The sequence below is a fragment of the Nesterenkonia aethiopica genome, assembly GCF_039534665.1.
Lineage (GTDB): Bacteria > Actinomycetota > Actinomycetes > Actinomycetales > Micrococcaceae > Nesterenkonia > Nesterenkonia aethiopica.
The window spans coordinates 70520-96531 of record NZ_BAAAVT010000006.1; the positions used below are offsets into that span (position 1 = coordinate 70520).

General features: G+C 70.2%; 26 protein-coding genes. 22 read left to right on the top strand and 4 right to left on the bottom strand.

Translation table 11 applies throughout. The features are described from left to right. Window positions 1–28 precede the first annotated feature (28 nt). The 11 genes from ABD658_RS05615 (at window position 29) to ABD658_RS05665 (ending at window position 12835) form a co-directional block, all read left to right on the top strand. Window positions 29–1366: an ABC transporter substrate-binding protein gene (locus ABD658_RS05615; protein WP_070160816.1), complete on the top strand. Its 1338-nt coding sequence runs from the start codon at window positions 29–31 to the stop codon at window positions 1364–1366. Beyond that, the gene (locus tag ABD658_RS05620; RefSeq protein WP_344682144.1) at window positions 1363–2334 is read left to right on the top strand and encodes a carbohydrate ABC transporter permease; all 972 of its coding nucleotides are present in this window, start codon (window positions 1363–1365) and stop codon (window positions 2332–2334) included. Before ABD658_RS05615 ends, ABD658_RS05620 begins: the two co-directional genes overlap by 4 nt. Window positions 2335–2344: 10 nt before the next feature. After that, window positions 2345–3316 carry a carbohydrate ABC transporter permease gene (locus ABD658_RS05625; RefSeq protein ID WP_344682142.1) on the top strand — a complete coding sequence of 324 codons (972 nt, stop codon included), beginning with the start codon at window positions 2345–2347 and terminating at the stop codon, window positions 3314–3316. Further along, window positions 3313–4062 carry a YesL family protein gene (locus tag ABD658_RS05630; RefSeq protein ID WP_344682140.1) on the top strand — a complete coding sequence of 250 codons (750 nt, stop codon included), beginning with the start codon at window positions 3313–3315 and terminating at the stop codon, window positions 4060–4062. The genes ABD658_RS05625 and ABD658_RS05630 overlap by 4 nt, the downstream gene beginning before the upstream one ends. A 178-nt stretch (window positions 4063–4240) precedes the next feature. Then, a complete protein-coding gene (gene arfA / locus ABD658_RS05635; protein WP_344682138.1) occupies window positions 4241–5734 on the top strand; it encodes an arabinosylfuranosidase ArfA in 1494 nt (497 codons plus the stop codon). Window positions 5735–5748: 14 nt separating this feature from the next. Continuing rightward, a complete protein-coding gene (locus tag ABD658_RS05640) occupies window positions 5749–6708 on the top strand; it encodes an arabinan endo-1,5-alpha-L-arabinosidase (protein WP_344744058.1) in 960 nt (319 codons plus the stop codon). Window positions 6709–6733: 25 nt separating this feature from the next. After that, a complete protein-coding gene (locus tag ABD658_RS05645; RefSeq protein ID WP_344682134.1) occupies window positions 6734–8839 on the top strand; it encodes a glycoside hydrolase family 127 protein in 2106 nt (701 codons plus the stop codon). Window positions 8840–8944: 105 nt separating this feature from the next. Then, window positions 8945–10036 (top strand): alkene reductase, encoded by a 1092-nt coding sequence (locus ABD658_RS05650; protein WP_344682132.1) that lies wholly within the window; start codon window positions 8945–8947, stop codon window positions 10034–10036. Window positions 10037–10186: 150 nt separating this feature from the next. Then, window positions 10187–10648 (top strand): GyrI-like domain-containing protein, encoded by a 462-nt coding sequence (locus ABD658_RS05655; protein WP_344682130.1) that lies wholly within the window; start codon window positions 10187–10189, stop codon window positions 10646–10648. A gap of 47 nt (window positions 10649–10695) precedes the next feature. After that, window positions 10696–11505 (top strand): MerR family transcriptional regulator, encoded by an 810-nt coding sequence (locus ABD658_RS05660; protein ID WP_344682128.1) that lies wholly within the window; start codon window positions 10696–10698, stop codon window positions 11503–11505. Between the two features lie 61 nt (window positions 11506–11566). Next, window positions 11567–12835, top strand: coding sequence for an endo-1,4-beta-xylanase (locus tag ABD658_RS05665; protein ID WP_344682126.1), 1269 nt, complete (start codon window positions 11567–11569; stop codon window positions 12833–12835). 40 nt (window positions 12836–12875) lie between these two features. Here ABD658_RS05665 and ABD658_RS05670 read toward each other — a convergent pair whose 3' ends face one another. Continuing rightward, window positions 12876–13472, bottom strand: a complete 597-nt coding sequence (locus tag ABD658_RS05670) for a CGNR zinc finger domain-containing protein (protein ID WP_344682124.1) — start codon at window positions 13470–13472, stop codon at window positions 12876–12878. A 46-nt stretch (window positions 13473–13518) separates the two neighbouring features. On the opposite strand from ABD658_RS05670, the gene ABD658_RS05675 reads away from it, so the two are divergent. Next, window positions 13519–14418 (top strand): alpha/beta fold hydrolase, encoded by a 900-nt coding sequence (locus tag ABD658_RS05675; RefSeq protein ID WP_344682122.1) that lies wholly within the window; start codon window positions 13519–13521, stop codon window positions 14416–14418. Here ABD658_RS05675 and ABD658_RS05680 read toward each other — a convergent pair. Continuing rightward, the gene (locus ABD658_RS05680) at window positions 14411–15337 is read right to left on the bottom strand and encodes a GNAT family N-acetyltransferase (RefSeq protein ID WP_344682120.1); all 927 of its coding nucleotides are present in this window, start codon (window positions 15335–15337) and stop codon (window positions 14411–14413) included. The genes ABD658_RS05675 and ABD658_RS05680 overlap by 8 nt on opposite strands. 113 nt (window positions 15338–15450) lie before the next feature. Between ABD658_RS05680 and ABD658_RS05685 the strand changes: the two genes are divergently transcribed. Then, window positions 15451–16932, top strand: coding sequence for an SDR family oxidoreductase (locus ABD658_RS05685; RefSeq protein ID WP_344682118.1), 1482 nt, complete (start codon window positions 15451–15453; stop codon window positions 16930–16932). On the opposite strand, the gene ABD658_RS05690 is transcribed toward ABD658_RS05685, so the two are convergent. Continuing rightward, window positions 16883–17440, bottom strand: coding sequence for a MarR family winged helix-turn-helix transcriptional regulator (locus ABD658_RS05690; protein ID WP_344682116.1), 558 nt, complete (start codon window positions 17438–17440; stop codon window positions 16883–16885). The two genes, ABD658_RS05685 and ABD658_RS05690, sit on opposite strands and share 50 nt — an antisense overlap. 64 nt (window positions 17441–17504) lie before the next feature. On the opposite strand from ABD658_RS05690, the gene idi reads away from it, so the two are divergent. The 9 genes from idi to ABD658_RS05735 all read left to right on the top strand — a co-directional run bounded on the left by idi (window position 17505) and on the right by ABD658_RS05735 (window position 24745). After that, window positions 17505–18074 (top strand): isopentenyl-diphosphate Delta-isomerase, encoded by a 570-nt coding sequence (gene idi, locus ABD658_RS05695; RefSeq protein WP_344682114.1) that lies wholly within the window; start codon window positions 17505–17507, stop codon window positions 18072–18074. Further along, the gene (locus tag ABD658_RS05700) at window positions 18071–18964 is read left to right on the top strand and encodes a phytoene/squalene synthase family protein (protein ID WP_344682112.1); all 894 of its coding nucleotides are present in this window, start codon (window positions 18071–18073) and stop codon (window positions 18962–18964) included. The genes idi and ABD658_RS05700 overlap by 4 nt, the downstream gene beginning before the upstream one ends. Then, window positions 18961–20541: a phytoene desaturase family protein gene (gene crtI / locus ABD658_RS05705; protein WP_344682110.1), complete on the top strand. Its 1581-nt coding sequence runs from the start codon at window positions 18961–18963 to the stop codon at window positions 20539–20541. Before ABD658_RS05700 ends, crtI begins: the two co-directional genes overlap by 4 nt. Further along, window positions 20534–20872 carry a lycopene cyclase domain-containing protein gene (locus ABD658_RS05710; protein ID WP_344682108.1) on the top strand — a complete coding sequence of 113 codons (339 nt, stop codon included), beginning with the start codon at window positions 20534–20536 and terminating at the stop codon, window positions 20870–20872. The genes crtI and ABD658_RS05710 overlap by 8 nt, the downstream gene beginning before the upstream one ends. After that, window positions 20869–21222, top strand: coding sequence for a lycopene cyclase domain-containing protein (locus tag ABD658_RS05715; RefSeq protein WP_311024639.1), 354 nt, complete (start codon window positions 20869–20871; stop codon window positions 21220–21222). The genes ABD658_RS05710 and ABD658_RS05715 overlap by 4 nt, the downstream gene beginning before the upstream one ends. Then, window positions 21219–22067, top strand: a complete 849-nt coding sequence (locus ABD658_RS05720) for a prenyltransferase (RefSeq protein WP_344682105.1) — start codon at window positions 21219–21221, stop codon at window positions 22065–22067. Before ABD658_RS05715 ends, ABD658_RS05720 begins: the two co-directional genes overlap by 4 nt. A gap of 70 nt (window positions 22068–22137) precedes the next feature. After that, window positions 22138–23367 carry a ferrochelatase gene (locus ABD658_RS05725; protein ID WP_344682103.1) on the top strand — a complete coding sequence of 410 codons (1230 nt, stop codon included), beginning with the start codon at window positions 22138–22140 and terminating at the stop codon, window positions 23365–23367. Between the two features lie 2 nt (window positions 23368–23369). Continuing rightward, on the top strand, window positions 23370–23834 hold the full coding sequence (locus ABD658_RS05730; protein WP_344682101.1) for a pyrimidine dimer DNA glycosylase/endonuclease V: 465 nt from the start codon (window positions 23370–23372) through the stop codon (window positions 23832–23834). Window positions 23835–23902: 68 nt separating this feature from the next. Next, on the top strand, window positions 23903–24745 hold the full coding sequence (locus ABD658_RS05735) for a hypothetical protein (RefSeq protein ID WP_344682099.1): 843 nt from the start codon (window positions 23903–23905) through the stop codon (window positions 24743–24745). Window positions 24746–24772: 27 nt separating this feature from the next. Here ABD658_RS05735 and ABD658_RS05740 read toward each other — a convergent pair whose 3' ends face one another. Next, the gene (locus ABD658_RS05740) at window positions 24773–25984 is read right to left on the bottom strand and encodes an MFS transporter (protein ID WP_344682097.1); all 1212 of its coding nucleotides are present in this window, start codon (window positions 25982–25984) and stop codon (window positions 24773–24775) included. Window positions 25985–26012: the final 28 nt, after the last annotated feature.

Here is a 26012-nt window from a genome sequence, read left to right on the forward strand (position 1 = left end):
GCGTGAGCTTCGAGGGAGAGGGGCGCAGATGAGGCACAGAGTCATCAGGACGGCGGGGGTGATCGCCTGTCTGGCCGCGGCCGCCGGGGGCTTGGCCGGCTGCGGACGGGGAGGTGACCCGGACACGCTGACCTTCATGTTCCGCGGCAGCCCCGCCGAGGAGGAGGCCTACACGGCAGCGATCGAGCAGTTCGAGGAGGACACCGGGGTCACCGTGGACATCATCATGACCACGGCCGACGAATATGCGACCAAGCTCCGTGCCGCGATCGTCGGCGGTCAGATCCCCGACGTCTTCTACTTCGACCCCGGCAGCGTGGAGTCCTATGTCAACTCCGGGGTCATCCAGGACATCTCCGGCTACATCGAGGACTCCGACGTCGTCGACCTCGATGAGATGTGGGCCTACGGCGTCGACTCCTACCGCTTCGACGGTGAGCAGCTCGGCCAGGGGCCGCTCTACGCCCTGCCCAAGGACGTGGGGCCGTTCTCCTTCGGGTACAACGCCACCATGCTGGACGAGGCCGGGATCGAACGGCCCGACCCGGATGATCCCTACACCTGGGACGAATGGCTCGAGGTCCTCGAGGAGGTCACCCAGGACCTCGACGGAGACGGGGGCCCGGATCAGTGGGGGACGGGGCTGAACGTCGTCTGGAACCTGCAGGCCTTCGTGTGGTCCAACGGCGGAGACTGGCTCGACGAGGACGCCGCCGAGGTCACCGTCGACACCCCGGAGTTCGCCGAGGCGCTGCAGTTCTTCGCCGACCTCGACACCGTCCACGGCGTCACCCCCTCCATCGCGGAGGCTCAGACGCTGGACACCTACCAGCGGTGGATGCAGGGGCAGATCGCCTTCTTTCCGATCGCTCCCTGGGACGTGCCCATCTATCAGGACCTCGACTTCGAGTGGGACCTGATGCCGTACCCGGTCGGGCGCACCGGGGAGTCCGCCAGCTGGATCGGCACCCTGGGCATTGGGGTCTCCGCAGCCACCGAGAACCCCGAGGCCGCCGCCGAGCTGGTCGCTTACCTCTCCGGCGACCCGGACACCCAGCGGCACCTGGTGGAGGCCGGCATCCAGATCCCCAACCTGGTGGACATGGCCTATGAGTATGCCGAGGACGACTCCACGCCGCCGCAGAATAAGGAGGAGTTCCTCCGAGTGGTGGAGGACTACGGCCGGGCCCTGCCGCCGACCTTCACCTACAACCCGCAGTGGTACGACGAGCTCTACACCAACATCCAGCCCGTCCTCGAAGGGCGCATGACCGCCGAGGAATACCTGGCCCAGGCCGAACCGAGGATGCAGGACTTCCTCGACATGGCCAACGAGCAGGCCGAGATGAGCAGGGGGACCGAATGACCGCCACCATCGCACCGCCGCAGCCCCCTGGGCCGCCGCCCGCCCCGCCGCGGCCCTCCCGCCGCGACCGCTCCGCCAGAGCCCGCAGCAACAGGCTGCACCGCAGCGAGCATCGCACGGCCGCGCTGTTCATCGCCCTGCCCGTGCTGGGCTTCGCACTGTTCGTGCTCTACCCGATCGGCTTCGCCGTCGTCACCTCTTTCACGGCCTGGAACGGCATCACTTCGCCGGTGTTCACCGGGCTCGACAATTACGTGCGGATGATCGGCGACCAATACTTCTGGAAGTCCCTGGGCAACACCGTCTACATGATGATGGCCATCCCGGTGGGGCTGCTGCTCTCCCTGGTGCTGGCCCTGGCCATGAATCGACGGATGCGTGGCACCACGTTCTTCCGCACCATCTACTACATCCCGGTGATCTCCTCCATCGCCGCCATCGCCATCCTGTGGCAGTGGGCCTACAACGGTGACTTCGGTCTGATCAACCAGGCCCTGGGCATGGTGGGCATCGACGGCCCCAACTGGCTGCAGAATCCCGCGACCTCCAAGCTGGCGATCATGATCATGGCCGTCTGGAAGGGCCTGGGCTTCTCCATGCTGCTCTACCTCGCGGCCCTGCAGTCCGTGCCGCGGCAGCTCTATGAGGCCGCCGCGATCGACGGCGCCTCCACGCTCCAGCAGTTCTGGGCCATCACCGTGCCGATGCTGCGCCCGGTGACCTTCTTCCTGGTGGTCACCAACATCATCGGCGGGGCGCAGATCTTCGTGGAGATCAACATCATGACCCCCGACGGCGGCCCGGAGTTCTCCACCGCCACGATCGTCTGGTACATCTGGCGCCAAGCCTTCGAGTACCTCAACATGGGCTACGCCACCGCGATCTCGCTCATGCTCGGGCTTCTGGTGTTCGTCGTGACGGCGCTCCAGTTCGCCATGAACCGTCGGAACCACTTCTCCATTGATTGAGGCGACCACGATGAGCACACCTGCACCTCAGAGCCCTCCACGCGCCGCCGTCGCTGCGGCCGCCGCCCCCGCCACCGCGGCCGGGCCGAAGCCCATGCCGGCGACCCGGGTCAGCACCGGCCGGCGTGCCCCGGCCGGCCCGCCGCTGACCCGACGCCAGAAGATCGGGAACTGGATCGTCGGGGCCATCCTCTCGCTGGGCGGGATCACCATGATCGCCCCGCTGGTCTGGATGTTCTCCACCTCGCTGAAGACCCGTGAGGCGGTGTTCGCCCTGCCCCCGGAGTGGATCCCCTCCCCGGCCCAATGGGAGAACTACCTGCGCGTCTGGGACGCCGGCCCCCTGCTGTCCGGCATCATGAACAGCGTGGTCGTCGCCGTCAGCGTGACCGTCGTCGGGGGAGCGGCCTCCGCGGTGGCGGCCTACGCCTTCGCGAAGATGCGCCTGCCCTTCAAGGGGGTCATCTTCCTCAGCCTGCTGGCCGCCATCATGATCCCGTTCCCCACGCTGATGATCCCGCAGTTCCAGATGTTCGCCTTCGCCGGACTCGTGGACACGCTGTGGCCGCTGATCCTGCCGGCGATCTTCGGCAACATCATCATGGTGTTCTTCCTGCGCCAGTACCTGGACTCCGTGCCGGACGCCATCATCGAGGCGGCGAAGATCGACGGCGCCGGGCACTTCCAGATCTTCTGGCGGCTGATCTTCCCGATCATCCGCCCGGCGATCGCCGCCCAGTTCATCCTGTGGTTCATGGCCGTCTGGAACGACTATCTGGCCCCCATCATCTACCTGAACTCGCCGGAGGTGCAGACCCTGCAGCTGGTGATCGCGCGGTTCAACGCCACCTATGCGAGCCAGACGGACTACCCGCTGATCATGGCGGCCTCCTGCATCGCGCTGGTGCCGGTGCTGACGGTGTTCGTCATCTTCCAGCGGCAGATCATCGAGTCCATCGCCCTGACCGGGAGCAAGGGATGAGCCCGGGGCAGGAGCAGCTCGGCTGGGCGCCCCGGGTGATGGAGGTCCTGGGTGTGCTCACCCGACTGCTCGCCGTCCAGGCCCTCTGGGTGCTGGGGGCGGCCGCCGGGGCGCTGGTGCTGGGGGCGCTGCCGGCCTCCGTGGCGGCGGCGCGTGTGCTCCCGGACGCTCAGCGGAGGCTGTGGCGCGGCTTCTGGGGCACCTGGTGGGCCGAGCTGCGCAGAGCCCATCTGGCGGCCGGTCCGCCGCTGCTGCTGGCGCTCGCCGCCGTGCTGAACCTGCTGCTGGTGGTTCCGCTGGTCACCGGTCCGGCGGGGCCGGTGCTGCTGGTGGCCACCACGGTGTTCGGGGCGGCCGGGCTGCTCTCTACGGTGTGCGCCGTCGTCGTGACGGCCCGGATCCCCGACGCCGGGGCGGTCGCTCCGCTGCGGCTGGCGGTGCTGATGCCCTGGATCAGTCCTGGGAGGGCGCTGCTGCTGGGGGTGATCTGGACTGCGGCGGTCCTGCTCGCCGTCACCGCACCGCCGGTGGCGCTGCTGCTCGGCCTCAGCGCGACGCTGATGGTCTCGACGGCGGTGCTGGAGCCGGTGCTGGAGCCGGTGCTGGAGCCGGTGCTGGAACCTGTGCTGGATCCGGCGTCGGGTCTGCCTCCGGGGACGGACTCGGCGTCGGCGCAGGATGACGAGCAGATCCCCCTCCGCAGCAGCTCACGCCGGGTCTCCCTGAGGGCTCCGGCCCCTGTGTGAGGGGCCTGTCCGAAGCGCCCGTTCCCAGCACCCGGCCGCACCAGCGCCGACTTTTCACCGTCGCAGGCCTTGACACGATTCAGCAAACGTCAGAAGGTGGCATCAGTCACCATTTCATCGATGTAATCCATGACGGGCGATCCACCCGTCCATCTGAGACCCCTGCAGAGAGGACCCCATGGCACACGCCAGCATCCGCATCGACCCCGACGCCGTCGTCGCCCCCCTGGACCGCCGCATCTTCGGCGGATTCGTGGAGCACCTGGGGCGCCACGTCTACGACGGCATCTACGAGCCCGGCCACGCTGAGGCGGACGAGCTCGGCTTCCGCAAGGACGTCACCGCCCTGGTCAAGGAGCTGGGGGTCAGCACCATCCGGTACCCCGGCGGCAACTTCGTCTCCGGCTACCGCTGGGAGGACGGCGTCGGGCCCCGTGAGCAGCGCCCGGTCCGCCGTGACCTGGCCTGGCACGCGCTGGAGACCAACCAGGTGGGCCTCAACGAGTTCGCCACGTGGCTGCAGCAGCTGGACAGCGAGCTCATGCTCGCGGTCAACCTCGGCACCCGCGGCATCCAGGAGGCCCTGGACCTGCTGGAATACACCAACCACCCCTCGGGCACCGCGCTGAGCGACCTGCGCGCCGAGCACGGCTACCCGGACCCGTGGAACGTGACCATGTGGTGCCTGGGCAATGAGATGGACGGCCCCTGGCAGACCGGGTTCATGACCGCTGACGACTACGGCAAGCTCGCCGCACGGACGGGGCAGGCCATGAAGGCCGCCCAGCGCGACCTGCAGCTGGTGGCCTGCGGCTCCTCCGGCTCCTCCATGCCGACCTTCGGCGAGTGGGAGCGCACCGTGCTGGAGCACGCCTACGACCATGTGGACTTCATCTCCGCCCACGCCTACTACCAGGAGCGTGGCGGGGACCTGGACTCCTACCTGGCCTCGGCGGCCGACATGCGGTACTTCATCGATACCGTGGTGGCCACCGCCGACCATGTGAAGCACCGCCGCAAGTCGGACAAGACCATCATGATCTCCTTCGACGAGTGGAACATCTGGTACCTGGACGAGCACCAGGCCTCCGACGAGGTCAACGACGAGTGGCGGATCGCCCCGCGCCAGCTGGAGGATGTGTACTCGGTGGCCGACGCCGTCGTCTTCGGCTCCCTGCTGATGACCCTGTTGGAGCGCCATGACCGGGTCCGCTCCGCCTCGCTGGCGCAGCTGGTCAACGTGATCGCCCCCATCATGACCGAGCCGGGCGGCCCCGCCTGGAAGCAGACCACGTTCTTCCCCTTCTCCGTGACCTCCCGCCTGGCGCAGGGCCAGGTGCTGCGCCCCGAGGTCCACGCCCAGTCGGTGGAGTCCACGGTCTACGGGGCCAACTCGGCGGTGGACTGCGTGGCCACCGACGGCGAGGACGGCTCAGCGATCTTCCTGCTCAACCGCAGCCGGGAGGCCGTGGAGGTCACCGTGGACGTCTCCGCCCTGGAGCGCGGCACCATCGCGGAGGCCGTCACCCTCTGGGACGAGGACGTCTATGCCAAGAACACGATGGAGCAGCCGGACCGGGTGGGTCTGCGCGACGCCCAGGCCTCGCTGGCCGACGGTGCACTGACCATCCGCCTGGAGCCGATCTCCTGGACGGCAGTCGGCCTCGCATGACCCGAGCGTCCGGCATGAGGTCCCCGGCGAGCACGCTGCTCGCCGGGAACCTCGTCGTGCATGACCCCGCCCTGGTCGCCGGTGACGCCGTGCCCGGCGGCGGCGCCGGGGACGGCACATGGACGGTCATCTGCACGGGAGCCCCTGAGATCGCCGACGGCTGCCTGCAGGTGCGGCGCAGCCTCGACGGCGTCCGCTGGGAGGCCGCCGGCACCGTCTGGGAACGCAAGCCCGAGTGGCTCCGAGAGGCAGTGCCGGGGGTGCGGAATCTGTGGGCTCCGGAGCTGATCCGTCATGCGGGGACGTGGTACCTCTACTATGCGGCCTCCACGTTCGGGGAGAACCGGTCGGTGATCGCCCTGGCCACCAATGCCACCCTGGACCCCCAGGACCCCGCCTATGCGTGGGTGGACCGAGGACCGGTGATCGCCTCCGGCCCGGAGGACGACTTCAACGCCATCGACCCCGGCGTGGTGCTGGACGACGCCGGGACCCCCTGGATGAGCTTCGGCTCCTTCTGGTCCGGGATCCGCATGGTCCGGCTGCACTGGCCCGACGGCCTGCGGGACCCTGACGACGACGGCGCCCCGCGGCATCTGGCGGACCGGCGCCGAAGCCCCAACGCGATCGAGGCGCCGTACATCGTCGCCCGAGACGGCGCCTTCTGGCTCTTCGCCTCGCAGGACTTCTGCTGCCGCGGGGTGGACTCCACCTACAGCATCATCGTCGGCCGGGCGGAGCAGGTCACGGGACCTTATGTGGACCGCGACAGAGTGCCCATGATGGACGGCGGCGGCACGCCGCTGCTGGCCACCGACGGGGTGCGCATCGGCCCCGGCGGACAGGCGGTCTCCGGGGACTGGTTGGCCCTGCACCACTACCGCGGCGACGACGACGGCCGGTTCCGCCTGGAGATCCTGCCGCTGGACTGGTCCACCGGATGGCCGGAGACCGCCTGGAAGGACGAGCAATGAGATCGCATCCGTGCGCAGGAGACAGATGAGCAGCGAGACGAGGACAGCACAGATGACCGACATGACCGCCGCCTGGGGACGCTCCGTGCACGGTGTGCACCTGGCCCCGGAGAGCTGGCTGGGCCGGTGGGAACACACCAACCGGACGGCGACCCTGCCGCACTGCATCGAGCAGCTGGAGGTCCACGGCGCCCTGAACAACCTGCGCCGGGTCACCGGTGAGCACCAGGGTCCCCGGGTCGGGTTCCTGTTCTCCGACTCTGACGTGTACAAGGTGCTGGAGGCGGTCGGCTGGGAGACGCAGCGGGCGGCCGAGCGAGGTCGGCCGCTGGACGCGGAGCTGCGGACCTTCACCGTCGAGGCCGTCGCCCTGCTGTCCCGGGCGCAGCGGGAGGACGGCTATCTGAACTCCTTCTGCCAGACCGACGGGCGCGTCCCGTGGGAGAACATGCGCTGGCACCACGAGCTCTACTGTCTCGGCCATCTGGCGCAGGCGGCGGTGGCCTGGGCACACGTGGAACCGGCGGCCCCAGAGATCGCCGCCGATGCGGAGCTGCTCGCCGCCCGCACCGAGCTGATCGCGCTGACCGAGCGGTTCGTGGAGCTGGTGGTGCGGCGCTGGCGCGCGGGAGAGCCCATCGTCTGTGGACACGCCGAGGCGGAGTCAGCCCTGGTGGATCTGTACCGCGTCCTCGGGGCCCCCGAGTATTTGGAGCTCGCCGCGGCCATGGTGGAGGCTCGCGGCCATGACACGCTCGGCCCCGACGGGTTCGGTGCCGCCTACTTCCAGGACCATGTTCCGGTCCGTCAGGCACCGGAGGCCGCGGGGCATGCCGTGCGTCAGCTCTACCTGCTGGCAGGCGCGGCCGACGTCGCCGTCGAGACCCAGGACGACCAGCTGCTGGCCGCGGTGGTGCGGCTCTGGGAGTCCGCCCACCGGACCAAGGCGCATGTGACCGGCGGAATGGGGTCCCGCCACCGGGACGAGTCCTTCGGCGATCCCTATGAGGTCCCGCCCGACCGTGGCTATGCGGAGACCTGCGCGGCGATCGCCGACTGGATGCTCAGCTGGCGCCTGCTGCTGGCCACCGGCGAGGCCCGGTACGGTCGGGCGATGGACCGCGCCCTGTACAACGCGATCCGCGCGGCCGTGGACGAGGACGGCACGCGGTTCTTCTACTCCTGTCCGCTGCAGATGCGCACCCATCGGACCGGGGTGCACGAGCAGGCCCCCAGCGGGCGTGCCGCCTGGTACGACTGCGCGTGCTGCCCGCCCAACCTCGCTCGGCTGCTGGCCTCACTGCGTCATGCCGCCGCGGCCCATACCGACGACGGCGCCCTCGCGCTGCTCATGCCGGTCTCCGGTGAGATCCCCGTGGCGGCCGATGGCTCCTCCGGGGTGCTGACCGTGGAGTCCGGGCTGCCCTGGACCGGGACGCTGCGACTGCGCTTCACTGCGGAGACCCGTGCGGGCTCGGGCGCTGACGCGGACTCGGGCGCGGAGGGGAGTGCGGGCGCCGGATGCCCGGTGCCGGTGCGGGTCCGGATCCCCGACGGGGCCCAGCTGGGTGATGGAGCGGGGCCGACTGGTCCTGCTGCGCTTCCCCACGGCGCGGCGGTGCGGGACGGCTTGCTGCACCTCCCGGTGGGTCTGACGGCGCTGGAGGTGGAGTTCGAGCTGCTGGTGGTGGTCCGGCGTGCGCACCACCGGGCCGACGCGCTGCGCGGACAGCGGGTGATCACGCGCGGACCGGTGGTCTACGCGCTGGAGTCCGTCGATCTGCCGGAGCGCATACTCGCCCTGGGAGCTGAGCTGGAGGACGTCGAGCTGGAGGACGTCGAGCTGGAGGACGTCGAGCTGGAAGGTGTGGAGCGTGATGGCGCGAGCGGACCAGAGGTGCGCGGCGAGGTCTTGGGTGCGCCCGCCGTCGTCGTCCCGCTGCGGGTCCGCCGCGACGCGGGGGACGATGACGCGGGGGACGATGACGCACAGGACGCGCTCTATCCCCCTCACGGCGACGCCGGTCCGCCGGGGGAGCGGTTCACCGCTCCGTTGGTGCCCTTCGGCCTGTGGGGCAACCGCGGCGACGGCGCCATGCGGGTCTGGATCCCCGCGTCAGAGTGCCGCTGAGCCGCGGAGCATCCGCTGTGAACTCCGGCACGGCGAGGAATCAGCCCGCCGCCGTCGTGGTTGTCCGCCGGTGGAACGACCCGCCCCGGTGAAAGGACCGTGCAGATGACCACCGCCGTCCAGGAGAAGCTCTTCTCGCCCCTCACGCTCGGCGCCCTGGAGCTGCGCCACCGCCTCGTGATGGCTCCGCTCACCCGCCTGCGGGCCGATGAGGACGGCGTCCCCACCGACCTGCAGGTGGAGCACTACGCACAGCGCGCCTCCCTGGGCATGATCATCACCGAGGGCACCTGGCCCGTGCGGGAGGGGCGCACCTGGGTGGGGCAGCCCGGCATCGAGAACCAGGCGCACATCGACGGCTGGCGGAAGGTCACCGACGCCGTCCATGAGGCGGGTGGGACCATCGTGCTGCAGATCATGCACGGCGGGCGCATCTCCCACCCGCTGCTCAGCGGCACCGGACGGATCGTCGCTCCCAGTGCGATCGCCGCGCCCGGGGAGATCCGCACCCCGGAGGGTAAGGCGGAGCACCCGGTGCCGCATGCGCTGGAGAACCAGGAGATCCCCGGCATCGTGGAGGCCTTCGTCCAGGGCGCTCAGCACGCGAGGGCGGCCGGCTTCGACGGGGTCCAGATCCACGGGGCCAACGGCTACCTCCTCCACCAGTTCACCTCCCCGACCTCCAACCAGCGGGAGGACGACTACGGCGGCAGCCCGCAGAACCGGGCCCGGCTCTCCGTGGAGGTCACCCGCGCCGTGGCGGAGGCGATCGGCGCCGACCGCACCAGCATCCGTCTGTCCCCGCAGCATGACATCCAGGGGACGCTGGAGACCGACGACGCCGACGCGCTGACCACCTACACCGCGCTCGCCGAGGGACTGGCGCCCCTGGGCCTGGCCTTCGTCGACGTCCTCAGCGCCGACCTCGCCGGCGCCCTCGTGCAGACCCTCCGACGCGTCGCAGGTGCCCCGCTGGTCGGCAACAGCGGATTCGGGGTGGTCACCACCCGTGAGGAGGCGCTGCGGCTGGCCGCGGAGGGGACCGTCGACGCCGTCGCCGTCGGTCGCGCGGCCATCGCGAACCCCGACCTGTTCCGCCGCTGGGAGGAGGACCTCGGGGAGAACGAGACCCGCCCCGAGAGCTTCTACGTCGGCGGTGCCCGCGGCTACACCGACTACCCCGCCTGGCAGGGCTGACCCGCCTCGCGTCGGGCCCGCTGAGCCGGGGCCGATGCCGGAGACCGGGCCGTGTCGGCCGTATTCCGGCCAGCAACCACCAGCTCGTCCCCGCGCGCCGAGGCGGCCAGCTGTTGACGGGGACACCCTGCTCAGCGGTGTGATGGAGTCATGCCGATCACCGAGTTCCTCCAGAAGCCGCTCCCGGCGCTGCGCCTGGCAGCCCGGACCGTCACCGTCCGCGACTGGTCGGAGGTGGGGGAGGCGGTCGGCGCCGCATTCGACCACATTGCGGGCATCATCGGCGACACGCCAGGGACCCTGCATGCGCCCGTGGCCAGCTACTCCTGGACGGCGGACGGGCTGCGCATCGTGGTCGGCTACGTCTACGAGGGGGAGGCGCGCGGCGGTGTGGAGATCGCGGAGCTGCCCGAGGAGAGCCACGCGCTGTGCACCGCCCACTATGGCCCGGTCAGCGGCATCGCGGAGAGCTGGCAGGCCCTGCATGCCGAGCTGGAGGCCCGGGGGCTGCGCCCGGGCGGCCCCAGTCGTGAGCTCTACCTGCGCGCCGAGTCCGAGGACCAGCACGACTGGGTGACCGAGCTGCAGCAGCCCGTCATCCCGGCCGACTGAGCCCCGGATGTTGACTCTGACACTGTGCCAGACGATGTGATGGACCCATGCTGTCCATCGGAGCCTTCGCCCAGGTCGGTCAGGTCACCCACCGCATGCTGCGGCATTGGGACCAGGCCGGACTGCTGGTGCCCGCCCACGTGGAGCCGACCACCGGCTACCGGTCCTACGATCCGGAGCAGCTGGACCGGCTCCACCGCATCGTGGCGCTGCGCCAGCTCGGCTTCGGCATCGACGAGATCTCCGCTCTGCTGGAGGACGGCGTCGACGTCGTCCAGCTGGCGCGGATGCTCGGCCGTCGTCGTCACGAGCTGGAGCGGGAGCACCGGATCGCGTCGGAACGTCTCGCCGACGTCGAGCGACGGCTCCACCTGATCGAAGAGGAGCACGCCATGCCCACCGTCGAGATCGTCACCAAGTCCCTGCCCGCCCTGCGGCTGGCCGCCCGCACCGCCGTCGTGCGGGACCAACCGGAGGTGGCCGGCGTCGTGGGCCCTGCCTTCGACGCCGTGGCCGCGGTCATCGGTCATATCCCGGGCGCCCTGGAGACCCCTGTGGCCAGCTACAGCCTGGACGAGCGCGGGCTGCACGTCATCGTCGGCTACGCCTATGACGGCGAGCCGCGGGACGGTGTGGAGATCGTCTCGCTGCCGGCGGTGGAGAAGGCGTTCTGCAGCACGCATCTGGGGGAGATCTCCGGGATCGCGTCCAGCTGGCAGGCGCTGCACACCGAGGTCGTCGCCCGCGGCGCCGAGCCGGCGGGTCCCTGTCGGGAGCTCTACCTGCGGGCCGACGAGTCGGGGCGGAGCGACGAGTTCGTCGTCGAGCTGCAGCAGCCTGTCACGCCTGCTGGCTGATGCTCAGCAGCCCCGATGACACACTGTGGGGCGCGTCACAGGATTCTGCAAGACTGGCGGTATGACCTCGTTGTTCGCTCCGCCCGCCCCTGGCCGCACGCCGGATCCCAGCCTCGCGCATCGTCGCGCCCTCGTCACCGCCACGCTCACCGACGGCGACGGCGCCCCGCTGGCAGACCGGGACGTCACGGTCCGTCAGCGCAGCCAGGCCTTCGGCTTCGGCTGCATCGGCTTCGAGCTGGTGGACCACATCATCGGAGAGTCCCAGGACCGCGGATACGACGCGGCGCTGGCCGATCAGTGGCTGGCCGTGTTCAACCGGGCCACCCTCCCGTTCTACCTGGGCATGTTCGAACCGGAGCGGGGCCGCCCGCGCACCGACCGCCTGCTCGCCGCGGCCCGTTGGTTCGCCGAGCAGGGGGTGAAGGTCAAGGGCCACCCGCTGGTGTGGCACACCGTCTGCGCCCCCTGGCTGCTGGACCTGGAGGTCGAGGAGATCGAGCGGGCCCTGCGGGGACGGATCCGCCGTGAGGTGGAGGCCTTCTCTGGGCTCATCGACACCTGGGACGCCATCAACGAGGTGGTGATCATGCCGGTGTTCACCGCCGAGGACAACGGCGTCACCCGGCTGGCCCGCCAGCGGGGCCGCATCGAGATGATGCGGCTGGCCTTCGAGGAGGCGCGCGCCGCAGACCCCGGCGCCACCCTGCTGCTCAACGACTTCGACATGTCCACGGCCTATGAGTGCCTCATCGAAGGCGCGCTGGAGGCCGGGATCCGCATCGACGCGCTGGGCCTGCAGTCCCACATGCATCAGGAGGCCTGGGGCGAAGAGAAGACCCTGGAGGTGCTCGACCGGTTCTCCCGCTACGGGATCCCGCTGCACTTCACCGAGACCACGATCCTCTCCGGCGATCTCATGCCCGGACACATCCGGGACCTCAACGACTGGCAGGTGGATCACTGGCCCACCACGGAGGAGGGGGAGCACCGCCAGGCCGAGGATCTCGAGCGGCACTACCGGACTCTGTACTCCCATCCCTCCGTGGAATCCATCACCTACTGGGGCTTGCCCGACCGGGGCATGTGGCTCGGCGCCCCCGGCGGGCTGCTGCGCCCCGACGGCTCGCCCAAACCCGCCTATCACCGGCTCCGCCAGCTCGTCACCGAGGAATGGCGCGCCCCGGAGACCACGGTCCGCACCGACGACGACGGCCGCCTGTGCCTCGACGCGTTCCTGGGTGAGCATGAGCTCACCGTCGGGGGCGTGAGCGCGGTCCTCGACGTCGACGTGCCGGGTGAGGTGACCGCCGACGTCGTGGTGGGCTGACGCCGTGGTGAGGTGAGGCAGGGGGCCGGCGGCTGTGCGCTCAGGCACCCGTGTCCAGACCTCGGCGGGCGTGGCGAGCGGCCTTCGCACGGTTGCCGCAGCGTTCCATGGAGCACCACTGGCGCCGTCGCCCGCGTGAGCGGTCGAGATAGCGCAGGCCGCAGCGAGTGTGCGCGCAGATCTTGACCCAGGGGAGCTCGCCTGCGGCGATGACCTCGATGGCGGCCTGAGCCAGTGCGCCCAGGGCCGCCCCCGTCCCTGATCCCGCCGCGGTCCCTGATCCCGCCACCACCACGGTGGTCGGGTCATCGAGACGCAGTTCGCGCAGCGGCGCGCGGCGCGCGTGCTCGTTGACCAGCATCACATGCTCACCGGTGGGCGTGCGGCCCGGGGCGAGCACAGCGTCGATCGCATCCCGCAGGGCCAGGGCCGCCTGGTGCTCGGCCGGCGTCGGCGGCTGCGAGGTCGTGTCCGTCCACCCCTCGATCCCCGCAGCGCTGAACCACCGGGCGAGGCTCTCCGCGTCAGGAAGGGTCTCGCGAGGGGTCGTGGCCCGATCGCGCAGGGTGTTGACGAAGTCCAGGGCGGATGAGCCGCCGTAGAACAGCCAGTCTCGAACCTCGGCGCCAGGAGTCATGGAGCCATCCTATTGACTAACCGTCTGAACGGGTTAGTGTGAGGTCATGACGCATCTCACGGACCTCCCGTCACTGCGCATGCACTGGCAGGAGCATGGTCAGCAGTCCGACGAGCCGGCAGTGCTCCTCCTCCACGGCTGGCCGCAGACCTCTGCCTGCTGGGACGAGTTGGCCCCACTGGTGGCCGACGGCAGGCGCCTCATCGCACCGGACCTACGTGGCTATGGCCTCACCGACAAGCCCACCGAGGGATACACCAAACGGCGCATGGCCGCCGACGTCGTCGAACTGCTCGACCACCTCGGCCTGGAGCGGGTGCATCTGGTGGGGCACGACCGTGGCGCGCGGGTGGGCCATCGGTTCGCGGTGGACCATCCCGAGAGGCTGCACACTCTGACCGTCCTGGACGTCGCGCCCACTCATGCCATGTTCAGCGGGACCACGCGCACAGCCGCCGGCTACTTCCACTGGCTGTTCCACATGCAGGACGACCTTCCCGAGCTGCTGACCTCCGGCCGGGAGGAGGAGTACCTGCGGTACTTCTTCCAGCGGTGGACGCTCCGGCGGGATCGGGTCGAGCCCCGGATCCCTGAGTACGTGCAGGCGTTCCGTCGGCCCGGTGCCATGCGTGCCGGGTTCGACGACTATCGGGCGACCTGGGAGGACATCGCTCTCGACGAGGAGGATCTTCGAGCAGGCCGCCGCGTCACCGTGCCGACCCTGGCGCTGTGGGGTGCCCAGGGGCTGGCCTCCCAGGTGGCTGTCGATGAGCTGTGGCGCCCCTACATCGGCACAGGCCCCCAGGGTGAAGGGCTGCTCGAGTCTCGGCGGATGGAGGACTGTGGGCACTTCATCCCGGAGGAGCAGCCGGAACAGCTGGCCGCCGAGCTCACGGGGTTCTGGGGCAGACACTCTCGGCGGGAGACGCCGGCGGGGCTCAGCTGAGGTCCTTGGCGAAGTACAGCTCGGCGGAGGCGCTGTCGTTGTAGGGGTCGACCCGCCGGTATCCGGCGTGCTCGTAGAAGGCGATCGCCTCGCTGAGCGCGCTGTGAGTGTCCAGCAGCACCCTGCGGTGCCCGGCGGCTCGGGCCAGCTCCTCGAGCCGCCGGACCAGCCGGGAGGCGAGGCCGGCGCCGCGCCGCTGTGGATCGACCCAGAGGCGCTTGATCTCCGCGGCGCCGTCGATGATCGCCCCGGCACGGCCGACGGCGGGACGGATGCCGCCGTAGGCCACCGGCCGGTCCTCGCACACCGCCACCAGATATCGCGAACCCGGCTCCGGGACGTCCAGAGGGCCGGGGGCGAAGCCGAACCGCTCGTGCAGCTCAGTCACATAGGCCTGCTGGGCCTGCCGAGCCAGCGGGTCGTCCACCGTGACCTCATGGAGCTCGACCGGGGAGAGGTGCTTCTTGAACCCCACGTGGGAGGGGGCGTATCCCAGGCGCTCATAGAAGCGGTGCGCGTCCTGCCGCACGACGTCGGAGGTCAGCTGGGCCAGTCCGCAGCCCCGGGCGAGGCCGCGATCCTCAGCGTGGCGCATCATCTTCTCCCCGATGCCCTGGCCGCGGAGGCGCCGATCCACTCGGACCGCCTCGACATGCAGCCGGGTCACACCCTGGCGGGCGATGCCCGGGATGAACGTCAGCTGCATGACGCCGATGACCTCGCCGTCGAGCTCCGCGACGATCAGCTCATCGTTCTCACTGGCGACGACGGCGTCGAAGCCCCGCTCATGCGCCGGAGAGTACGTGCCCGTGCGCTCGGCGGCGACGGCGTCGTCCCGGATCAGCTCGACGATGCGGGGCAGGTCCTCCCGCGTGGCGTCACGGAAGCGCGGTGCGAGGCTGGGTGCAGGAGTCGTCACGTGATGACGATAGGCCGTCGACGTCGAGCCGGCAACGGCTGGGCCGGCGAGCTGCGGCTGAGGCAAGTGCTACCGTGAGCCATCACCTGCTCAGAGACCGGAGGAGGATGTTCATGGCACTGATCGCTGTCACAGGAGCGACCGGATACATCGGTGGTCGACTTGTGCCCCAGCTGCTCGCGGCCGGTCATACGGTGCGGGTGCTCACCCGTCGAGCGGAATCCTTGAGGGACGTGCCCTGGCGTGACGAGGTGGAGGTCGTCCAGGGCGATCTCTCCGAGGCGGAGGCGGCCCGGAGGCTGTGTGCCGATGCTGAGGTGGTCTACTTCTTGGTCCACTCCATGACCGGCGGAAAGGACTTCGCCGCCACGGACAAGCGGTGCGCCGAATCCGTGGGGGAGGCCGCAGCGCTGGCGCGCGTCCGGCTGGTGGTCTACCTCTCGGGCCTGCACCCGGACGGTGAGCTCAGTCCCCACCTGCGGTCTCGGGTCGAGGTCGGCGAGATCCTGGAAGCCAGCGGAGTCCCGACCCTCACGCTGCAGGCGGGGCTCGTCATCGGTTCCGGCTCGGCCAGCTTCGAGATGATCCGGCACCTGACCGACGTGCTGCCCGTGATGCCTTCGCCTCGCTGGGTGATGAACCGGATCCAGCCCATCGCGGTGCGTGACGCGCTGCACTATCTGACCTGTGCCGCAGACGTCGAGCTGACGGCCAGCCGACGGTGTGACATCGGTGGTCCCGATGTGCACACCTACGCCGAGCTGATGAAGACCTACGCTCGCGCCGCCGGGCTGCGTGAGCCCACCGTGCTGCCGCTGCCGGTGCTGACCCCCTGGTTGGCGGCGCAGTGGGTCAACCTCGTTACACCCATCCCACGGTCCCTGGCGATCCCATTGGTGCAGTCGCTCCAGCACGACTGCGTGGTCCAGGAGCGGGGGATCGACGAGCTCATCCCACCCCCGGAGGCCGGGCTCACCCGGTATCGGGTCGCCGTGGACCTCGCGCTGGAGAAGATGACCGCCGACCGGGTGGAGACCACGTGGGCGGCCGCACATCCGTTGGAGGCGCCGTCCGAGCCGCTGCCGTCGGACCCGGAGTGGTCAGGTCGCACCGTGCTGCGTGATGAACGGGCGGTCCGCACCACAGCCTCACCACAGAAGGTCTTCGCCGTGGTGCAGGGGATAGGCGGCGAGAAGGGGTACTTCTCGTTGTCGAAGGCGTGGCGCCTGCGCGGCATTGCCGACAAGCTCATCGGGGGCGTGGGACTGGGTCGAGGGCGTCGCAGCAGGGAGACTCTGCAGCTCGGCGACGTGGTCGACTGGTGGCGGGTGGAGCGGCTGGATCCGGGGAGTCTGCTGCGCCTGCGTGCGGAGATGAAGGTCCCCGGCCAGGCGTGGCTGGAGTTCGCCGTCGACGCAGACGGCGACGGCGGATCCCGATACACGCAGCGCGCGATCTTCTTCCCCTCCGGACTGGCCGGACGCCTCTACTGGCTGGCGCTGACACCCTTCCATGCGGTGATCTTCCGGACCATGGCGGCGCGGCTCACTGCTGAGGCGGAGGCTCGGTCGCGCACAGAGCGTCGAGAAACCTGATCACGACCTCTCGCTCGTCAGGGGAGAGCGCCGCCGCAGCGTGGAACCGCCCGGCATGGCTGCGTCCGACAGATTCGCGGGCGACGCGCTGCGTCTGCTCGGTGACCTCGATGGCGGTGCTGCGCCGATCCTCCGGGTGGGGCAGGCGGCGGATGTGATCGTGGGCGGCCAGGCGGTCCAGCATCTTCGTCACCGACGCCGTGGAGACGCCCAGGTGGCGGGCGAGGTCGCTCGGCGTGGCGAGCCGGTCGTGCCGTTGGGCGGCGATGAGGTAGCGCAGGGCCCGCATGTCGGTCTCCCCGAGCTTCATGTACTTCCGCGAGGCTTCGCTCATCCTGCGTTCCACGGTGCGCCAGCGGCGCATCGCGTCCAGCACCGCGACGATCTGATCCATCTCCTCCTCGTCGACGTGCGCGTGGGGCACGATCTCCCCCGCGGGGTCCATCACGCGGGGGTCGATCATGGAGGGGTCCTTGGGGTGGTCGGCGGGGTCGGCGGTGTGCATCATGGAGATACCTCGGTTATTATTAGCTAAGTTAGATACTAACCAGGCTAGATGACTGGGGTGACGTATGGATGACCATCGAGCAGAGCACGTGGTGCTCGTCGCTCCGGACGGGCGACCCCTGGGGACGGCCCTGAAGAGTGCAGTGCATACGGCGCACACGCCGCTGCACAGGGGCTTCTCCTGCCATCTCACGAATCCTCTCGGTCAGGTGCTGGTCACACGACGGTCGCTGACCAAACGTACCTGGCCCGGAGTGTGGACCAACTCCTTCTGCGGCCACCCCGCCCCGGGGGAGAGCCTGGAGGAGGCCGTGGTGCGCCACGCCCGTCACGAGCTGACCATCGAGGTGACGGACGTGACGCCGGTGCTGCCCGACTTCTCCTATCGTGCCGTGGACGCCTCCGGTGTGGTGGAGCACGAGATCTGCCCCGTCGTCACAGCCGCCCTGGACGGAGACCCGGTGCCGAATCCGGACGAGGTCCTCGACTGGAGATGGACCTCTACCGATCGGCTGCGCGCCGCCGTCGACGCCGCGCCGTGGGCCTTCAGCCCGTGGTTGGTCCTGCAGGTGCCTGCGATGGCGCTCTATGGGGGAGCCGGCGAGTCCCCGCACACCCCAGAGGGCTCTCCATGAGCGCAGACTCCGGGCTGAGCGGACTGGCCCTGTACACGCAGGCGGCGCAGAGCGCGGCCTCGCGTGTCATCGACGAGTACTCCACGTCCTTCGGCACTGCGACACGCCTGTTGCCGCCCGGCACCCGTGCCGCCATCCGCAGCATCTACTCGCTGGTCCGCGTGGCTGATGAGATCGTCGACGGCACCGCCGAAGAGGCCGGGCTCGACGCCGACAGCAGACGCGAGGTGCTCGACACCCTGGAAACCGAGACGATCTCCGCCATGGCTACCGGCTTCAGCAGCAACCTCATCGTGCATGCCTTCGCCTCCGTGGCCCGTGCCGCCGACGTCGAGAAGGCCCTGGTGCAGGCCTTCTTCCGGTCCATGCGCCGCGACCTGGAGCCGGTCCACTCGCTCAGCGAGGAGCAGTACCGGCGCTATGTCCACGGCTCGGCGGAAGCGGTCGGCCTGATGTGCCTGCGGGTCTTCCTGCAGGACACCGCCCCGACCACGGATCAGATGGCCCAGCTTGAGACAGGTGCGGCCCGGCTGGGTGCCGCCTTCCAGAAGATCAACTTCCTCCGAGATCTGCACGAGGACGCCGAACAGCTCGGCAGGGCCTACTTCCCCGGCGCCGTGCCGGGTGAGCTCAGCGAGGCCCGCAAGATCGAGATCCTGGCAGACATCGAGGCCGACCTCGGGGCGGCCCGTCGCGCGATCCCCCTGCTGCCCCCAGGGGCGCGTCGTGCCACCGATCTTGCCACGCGGCTCTTCGAAGAGGTCTCCGCCCGGCTGCGGCACACGTCCGTCGCTGAGCTGAAGCGGCGCCGGGTCTCCGTGCCCCGACGGGTCAGGATGCAGCTGCTTCTGCAGGCCCTGCTCCCCGCGGTGCGGGGAGGACTCCGGTGAGCCCGGCCCGCGGCCAGCGGGGTTCGCGGACGCGCACCGCCGTCGTCATCGGCGGAGGATTCGCCGGTCTGGCCACCGCAGCCCTGGTGGCGCGCGACGGTCTGGACGTGACGCTGGTCGAGGCGCATGCCGAGCTCGGAGGACGAGCCGGGCAATGGCATCACGAGGGCTTCCGCTTCGAGACCGGCCCCTCGTGGTTCCTGATGCCCGAGATCTTCGACCGATTCTTCGCGCAGCTGGGGACCTCCACCGCGGAGCAACTCGAACTGCTCCCGTTGGACCCCGCGTACAGGGTCTTCTTCGAGGACGACCCGAATCCCTTCGACCTGCCGGCCGATGACTCGCTGCAGGCGCTGCAGGCCTTGGAAACGACTCCTGGACGTCTGCCCGAGTACCTGAGCTCGGCCGCACGGACCAGTCGCCTGGCCACGGAGCGCCTGCTCTACTCCAGCTACCAGCGTCCCTCAGACTTCCTGGACCCGGCGCTGCTCGGCCGGCTGCCGACTCTGCTGCGGATGCTCACCGAGCCGCTCGAGTCGTTCATCGCCCGTCATACCGATGACCCCCGGGTGCGACAGATCCTGGGCTACCCGGCTGTGTTCCTCGGAACCTCGCCGCGCTCCGCACCGAGCCTCTACCACCTGATGAGCCATCTCGACATCAACCAGCAGGTGCTGCACCCCCGTGGCGGGTTCAGCGCGGTGGTGCGAGCGGTGGCGAGTCTCGCCGAGGGCGAGGGGGCCCGGCTGCGGACCGGTTGCCGGGCGCGGCGCATCACGGCCTCCCGGGGGCGTGTCACGGGAGTCCACATCGGCCGATCCGACGGGCGGCATGAATTCCTCCCCGCGGACGTCGTGGTCTCCACGGCCGACATGCACCACACCGAGACCGCCCTGCTGCCTCCGGAGCACCGCACCCGGTCGGCCAGGTCCTGGCGACACCGGGATCCGGGGCCGGGAGCGGTGCTGGCCCTGCTCGGTGTGCGGGGCGCCCTGCCCGAGCTGGCCCATCACTCGTTGTTCTTCACCCGGGACTGGCAGAAGGGGTTCGACGAGATCTCCGGTGCACGACCGGCGGGAGGGCCGCCGCGTTCGCTCTACGTGTGCCGCCCCAGCGCCACCGACGACGTCGCTCCGCCCGGCCACGAGAACCTGTTCGTCCTGGTGCCCACGCGGGCAGACACACACCTGGGCGCCGGCGGCGTCGACGGCGCCGGAGACCTTCCCGTGGAGCAGATGGTCGATGACTCCATCAGGCAGATCGCGGACTGGGCCGGAATTGAGGACCTCGCCTCCCGCATCGTGGTGCGACGTTCCATCGGACCGGCGGACTTCGCCCGCGACTTCGGAGCTTGGCGCGGCGGAGCGCTGGGGCCCGCGCACACGCTGCGGCAGAGCGCGTTCCTCCGGGGGCCCGTCCGCTCTCGGAGGCTGAAGGGGCTCTGCTATGGAGGCGCCACGACCATGCCCGGCATCGGCGTGCCGATGTGCCTGATCAGCGCTGAGCTCGTGCGCAGCTCCCTGCGGGGTGGGCGCCCGGCTCGCCCGGAGGCGCTGACCGGGGGTGTCCATGCCTGAAGTGCTGATGAGCATGGCCTACCTGATCGCTCTGCTGGTCTCCTGGGGCTGCATCATCCTGGTGGATGCCCGCTTCAGGCTCTTCCTCGTCCGGAGCCCCCTGCGGGCCGGAGCCGTGCTGGCTCTCGGAACGGTGTTCTTCCTGGCCTGGGATCTGGCCGGGATCGCTCTGGGCGTATTCCTCCACGGACCCGCCCCCTTCATGACCGGCGTCATGCTGGCCCCCGAGCTGCCGCTGGAGGAGCTGGTCTTCCTGCTGTTCCTGTGTCACCTGGCCATGGTGGCCACACTCGGGTTCCAGAAGCTGCTGACCAGGAGGGAACCCGCATGACCGAGTGGACGTATCTTCTGCTGTGCCTGGTGTTCCTGGGGGTCGCCGTCGCGGTTGCGTCAGCGGCCGCCGGAGTGCGGTCCCGGCAGGGGCGCCCTGCGGCCGACGGCACGGGTCGGCTCATGCCGGCGGCCGCGCTCGCCGGGTTCGTGCTGGTGCTGCTGACGGCGGTCTTCGACAACCTCATGATCGCTGTCGGGCTGTTCAGCTATGCGGAGGAGAGCATCTCTGGACTGCGCCTCGGGCTGGCGCCGATCGAAGACTTCGCCTATCCGGTGGCCGCCGTGATCCTGCTGCCTGCGCTCTGGACCCTGCTGGGGCCGCGCCGTACCCAGAGGGAGGCCGCATGACAGCCGACCTGCTGCGCGCCTCCCGCCCGCTGAGCTGGATCAACACGGCATACCCCTTCGCCGCGGCGTGGCTGCTCGCCGGCGGAGGCCTCGATCCCGCGCTGATCATCGGCACGGTGTTCTTCCTGGTCCCGTACAACCTCGCGCTCTACGGCATCAACGACGTCTACGACCACGCCTCAGATCTGGCCAATCCGCGCAAGGGCGGAGCGGAGGGGGCCCTGCTGGACGTCCGCCGCCATCGGCCCCTGCTGGTGATCAGTGCGGCACTGGTGCTGCCGTTCGTCGTCGTGCTGGTGATCCTGGGCGGCCCCAGCTCCTGGATGGTGCTGGGCGTGAGTCTGGTGGCGCTGGTGGCGTACTCGGCTCCGCCGCTGCGCACCAAAGAGGTCCCGGTGCTCGACTCGCTGACCTCCAGCCTGCACTTCGTCACGCCAGCCGCCTACGGGCTTGCGCTGGCCGGTGCGGACATCGACGCCGTGGTGGTGTGCGCTCTGGGGGCCTTCCTGCTCTGGGGGATGGCCAGCCACGCCTTCGGTGCGGTCCAGGACATCGGGCCGGACCGGGCCGCGGGCATCAGTTCGATCGGTACGGTCTTCGGCGCCCGTCGGACGGTCAGGTTCGCCCTGGCGCTCTGGGCCGCCGCCGGAGTGATCGTCATCGGGACGGGATGGCCCGGGGCGCTCGCCGGGCTGCTGGTGCTGCCCTACATCGCCCTGGCCCTGCCCTACCGGTCGATCGCCGACGCCGAGGCTGCCCAGGCGCATCGGGGGTGGCGGCATTTCCTCCGGCTGAACTATGCCGTCGGAGCCGCACTGACCATCCTGCTCATCCAGGCCACATGACCGCCACATCTACTCCATCAGCATGACACGTCCTGAGACGTCTGAGACATCCGAGAGAAGGAGCATCATCATGTCTGACACGCCCGCGAAGTCCCCGCAGCCGGTGGAGACCTCGTCTGCCGCGATCCGTCCCGGGGAGGTCCCCTTCGCCACCGACGCCTCGGCGGACGGGGCACCGCATGTGACCGCCGCCCAGGACTACGACGCCGTCCTGCTCGCCGGATTCGGCGGCCCAGAAGGCCAGGAGGACGTCATCCCGTTCCTGCGCAACGTGACCCGCGGACGGGGCATCCCCGATGAGCGGCTGGAGGAGGTGGCCACGCACTACCGGCATTTCGGCGGGGTGAGCCCCATCAACGAGCACAACCGCCAGCTGCGCCAGGCCATCGAGGAGGAGATGCGTGCCCGCGGCCTGCAGCTGCCCGTCTACTGGGGAAACCGCAACTGGGCGCCGTACCTGGAGGACACGGTGACCCAGGCCGCCGAGGCCGGCCACACCCGTCTGTTGGCGGTGGCCACCAGTGCCTACAGCTCCTACTCCTCCTGCCGCCAGTACCGGGAGGACTTCGCCCGTGCCGTGCTGGAGACGGGCTTGGCCGGCGTCGTGCGCATCGACAAGGTGCGGCAGTTCTTCGACGTGCCCGGCTTCGTCCAGCCCTTCGCCGAGGGCGTGGCCGAGGCCGTCCGTGGCTTCGCCGCCGAAGGTCTCACCGGCGGGCAGGTCCGGGTGCTGTTCGCCACCCACTCCATCCCCACCGCCGACGCGGAGCGCTCCGGACCCCGCGAGCTGGGGCTGGGCGACGGCGGGGCCTACGCCGCCCAGCACCGTGCCGTGGGCCGGCAGATCATGGAGCAGCTGCGCGAGGAGGGAGCCGCGGAGGAGACCACCGCCTGGGAGCTGGTGTACCAGTCGCGCTCCGGCCCGCCCTCGCAGCCGTGGCTGGAGCCGGATGTCTGCGACCGGATCGCCGAGCTTCCGGGGGAGGGCGTGCAGGCCGTCATCGTGGTCCCGCTGGGCTTCCTCAGCGACCACATGGAGGTCCTATGGGACCTGGACGAGGAAGCCATGGAGGCCGCCGAGCAGGCCGGTCTTCGTGCCGTGCGCACTCCCACCCCGGGGGTGCATGGAGCCTTCGTGGCCAGCCTGGTGGACCTGCTCGAGGAACGCATCCACGCCGTCCCGGCCGCGGACCGACCGCATGTCACCGATCTCGGGCCCTGGTACGACGTCTGCCGCCCAGAATGCTGCGAGAACGTCCGCCGGGGGTTCAGCCCCGCCGCGGCCGGGGTGGCGCCGTAGTCATGCGGCTCTGGTCATTGCATCCCCGCCTGCTGGACCGGCAGGGTCTCATCGCCTGCTGGCGCGAGGCCCTGCTGGCCCAGGCCGTGCTGCTCGGGCGGACCCGCGGCTACACCCGCCATCCTCAGCTGGAACGCTTCCGCTCTCAGGAGGACCCGCAGGCGGCCATCGCCGCCTACCTCACCGGTCTCCACCAGGAGGCCGGGGTGCGCGGATACCGGTTCGACGCCGACCGCATCGACCGCCCAGCGGCGGGCTCCGCCGAGCGCGTGACGACGCCGATCCCCGTGACCTCCGGGCAGCTCGCCTTCGAAGCCGACCACCTCCGGGCCAAACTGGCTCGCCGCTCCCCGGAGCTGCTGGCCGACTGGGCGGCGACGTGCCCAGACGGAGACGGGTCACCGTGGCCGGTGCATCCACTGTTCACCGAGGTGCCGGGCGGCGTGGAGGATTGGGAGCGCCCCTGACGGCGTGGTCGGCCCCACTCGACGGGGTGCGGACGGAAGGGCGTCAGAAGCGCCAGTATTGTGGTGTCATGCGGATCGATCACGGGCCGGAGCACGGCACACTCACCTTGCGCAGCAGCACCAAGGGATTCGGCGCCTGGCTGGGCCTGGCCATCGGAGTGTTCGGGGCGAGCATCGGCACCGCCGTCATCGGAATGGCGCTGGCCGGTGGGGCGTTGGCGGAGATCGGCCATCTCGCCTGGCTGTTCCTGCTCCACCCGATGATCTTCCTGACCGTGGGATTCGGCATCTTCGGTGCGAGCAAGAAGGTCTCGGCCACGCTGCGCCCCTATGGGGAGTCTGAGGCACATTTCCGCCGCTGGTATGGGATCCAGCGGCGCGACGACACGTTCACCGCCCACCAGGTGCGAGTGGTCCGGCTCCACACCGAGGTCCGCATCAGTCGCAGCAACAACGGCAGTCGGCGCGACCTGGTCACCTTCATGAGCCTGGGCCTGCAGGACGGCGGGGAGATCCTGATCGGCGTCAATCGGCGCGGCAGCTTCTTCCAGCGTGAGCAGGCGCTCGTGGAGGAGGCCGGGCGGGTCGCCGAGTTCCTGGGTGTGCCGGTGGAGCGCAGCGGCCACGGCGCACCCCAGGGCTGGGGGCCCGACGTCGGATGGAACTCCGGCCAGTCGGGGCATCCCGGCCAGCACGCTCGGTACGGCTACCCCAGTGGGTCAGACCAGCCGGACCAGTCCGGCTGGTCCCAGGCGCAGCGGCAGGGCTGGTACAGGTCAGGCCAGGGACAGGACCAGCAGCAGACGCAGCAGCACGGTCAGCAGCACGGTCAGCAGCACGGTTGGCAGGGCCACCAGGACCCGCCACAGACGCCCGAGGGGTATCACGACCCCTACGATCTCGGGCGCTGAACCGGCCTCGCCCAGAGGTCCAGCCGTTCAGCTGTGCCGTCGCAGATGCCGCAGCTGATCAGCTCCGGAGACCAGCAGCACAGCGGCCCCGAGCCAGACGGCGGCCGCCGGGCCCACCGGCCCGGCCAGAGCTCCGGCGGCGGCCGGCATGGCGACCTGGCCCAGCCGGTTGCCGATCAGTCGCAGGGCGAGGGCCGGGTCGCTCCAACCTTCGGGAACGGCGGCGGTGACCATCGTCATCGTCAGCGGCTGACCGAGCCCCAGGAAGAATCCGCCCACCGCCATCAGGGCGCCGGCCATGGCGACGGTCCCGGTGGTGAAGGGCATGGCGGCGAAGCTGATGGCGGAGAGCAGCAGGGACAGTACCAGCAGCACCTCCCGAGAGATCCGGCGCACCAGTCCGCCCAGCAGGACCCGCGAGGCCAGGGAGCCCAGCCCGCGCAGGGCCAGGAGCAGCCCCACCTCCGACGGGCTCAGCCCGGCCTGCTGGCCCAGCAGGGGAAGGAACGCCACCAGCACGTCGGTCAGCGCGAGCAGTCCGGCGGAAGCGGCGATATGCGAGCCCACCCTCGGGGTGCGCAGGATCGCCCGCGTGGAGGCCTTCGGCTCGCCGTCGCGGGCTGAGGCGGCCACGCCCGTCGCCGGGGCGCCGTGTGCGTGGCGGCGCATCCGCCACAGCGCGAGGAACAGCAGCAGGGCTCCTGGCAGGGCCGCCGCACCTCCGGCGAGGATCGACAGGTCGATGCCGGTCCCCACGTCTTCGGGCGCACTGATGATCCATCCGGCCACGGGCGGCCCCAGCATCTGACCGGCGGAGACGGCGGCGGTGAACCAGCCGAAGGCCGCATCGCGCTTCGCCGGATCGGCCGCGCGGGTCACCCCGCTCTGCCCGCCGATGGCGAAGACCAGCTGCCCCAGGCCCAGCGCGGCGCTTCCGAGGACCACACCCCACACCGCCGAGGAGAAGGCGATCGCCGCGGCTCCGGCGGCCATCACGCACAGGCCCCCGCCGATCAGGCCGGCCACGGTGCCCATGCGCTGGATGAGCCGCCCCACAGGCATCGCGATCACCAAGGGGACGATGGCGTAGGAGGCCGCCACCAGTCCGACGACGGCGGCGTCACCGCCGAGGGCGTCCACCTTGTACGTGGTGGCCGGGCGGATCATGTTGACCGAGAACTGGCCCAGCATCGAGGTCAGGACCAGCAGCGGAAGCCACAGACGGGAGGAGGGACGCACGGGACCCATCATGGCCCATCGGCGGCGT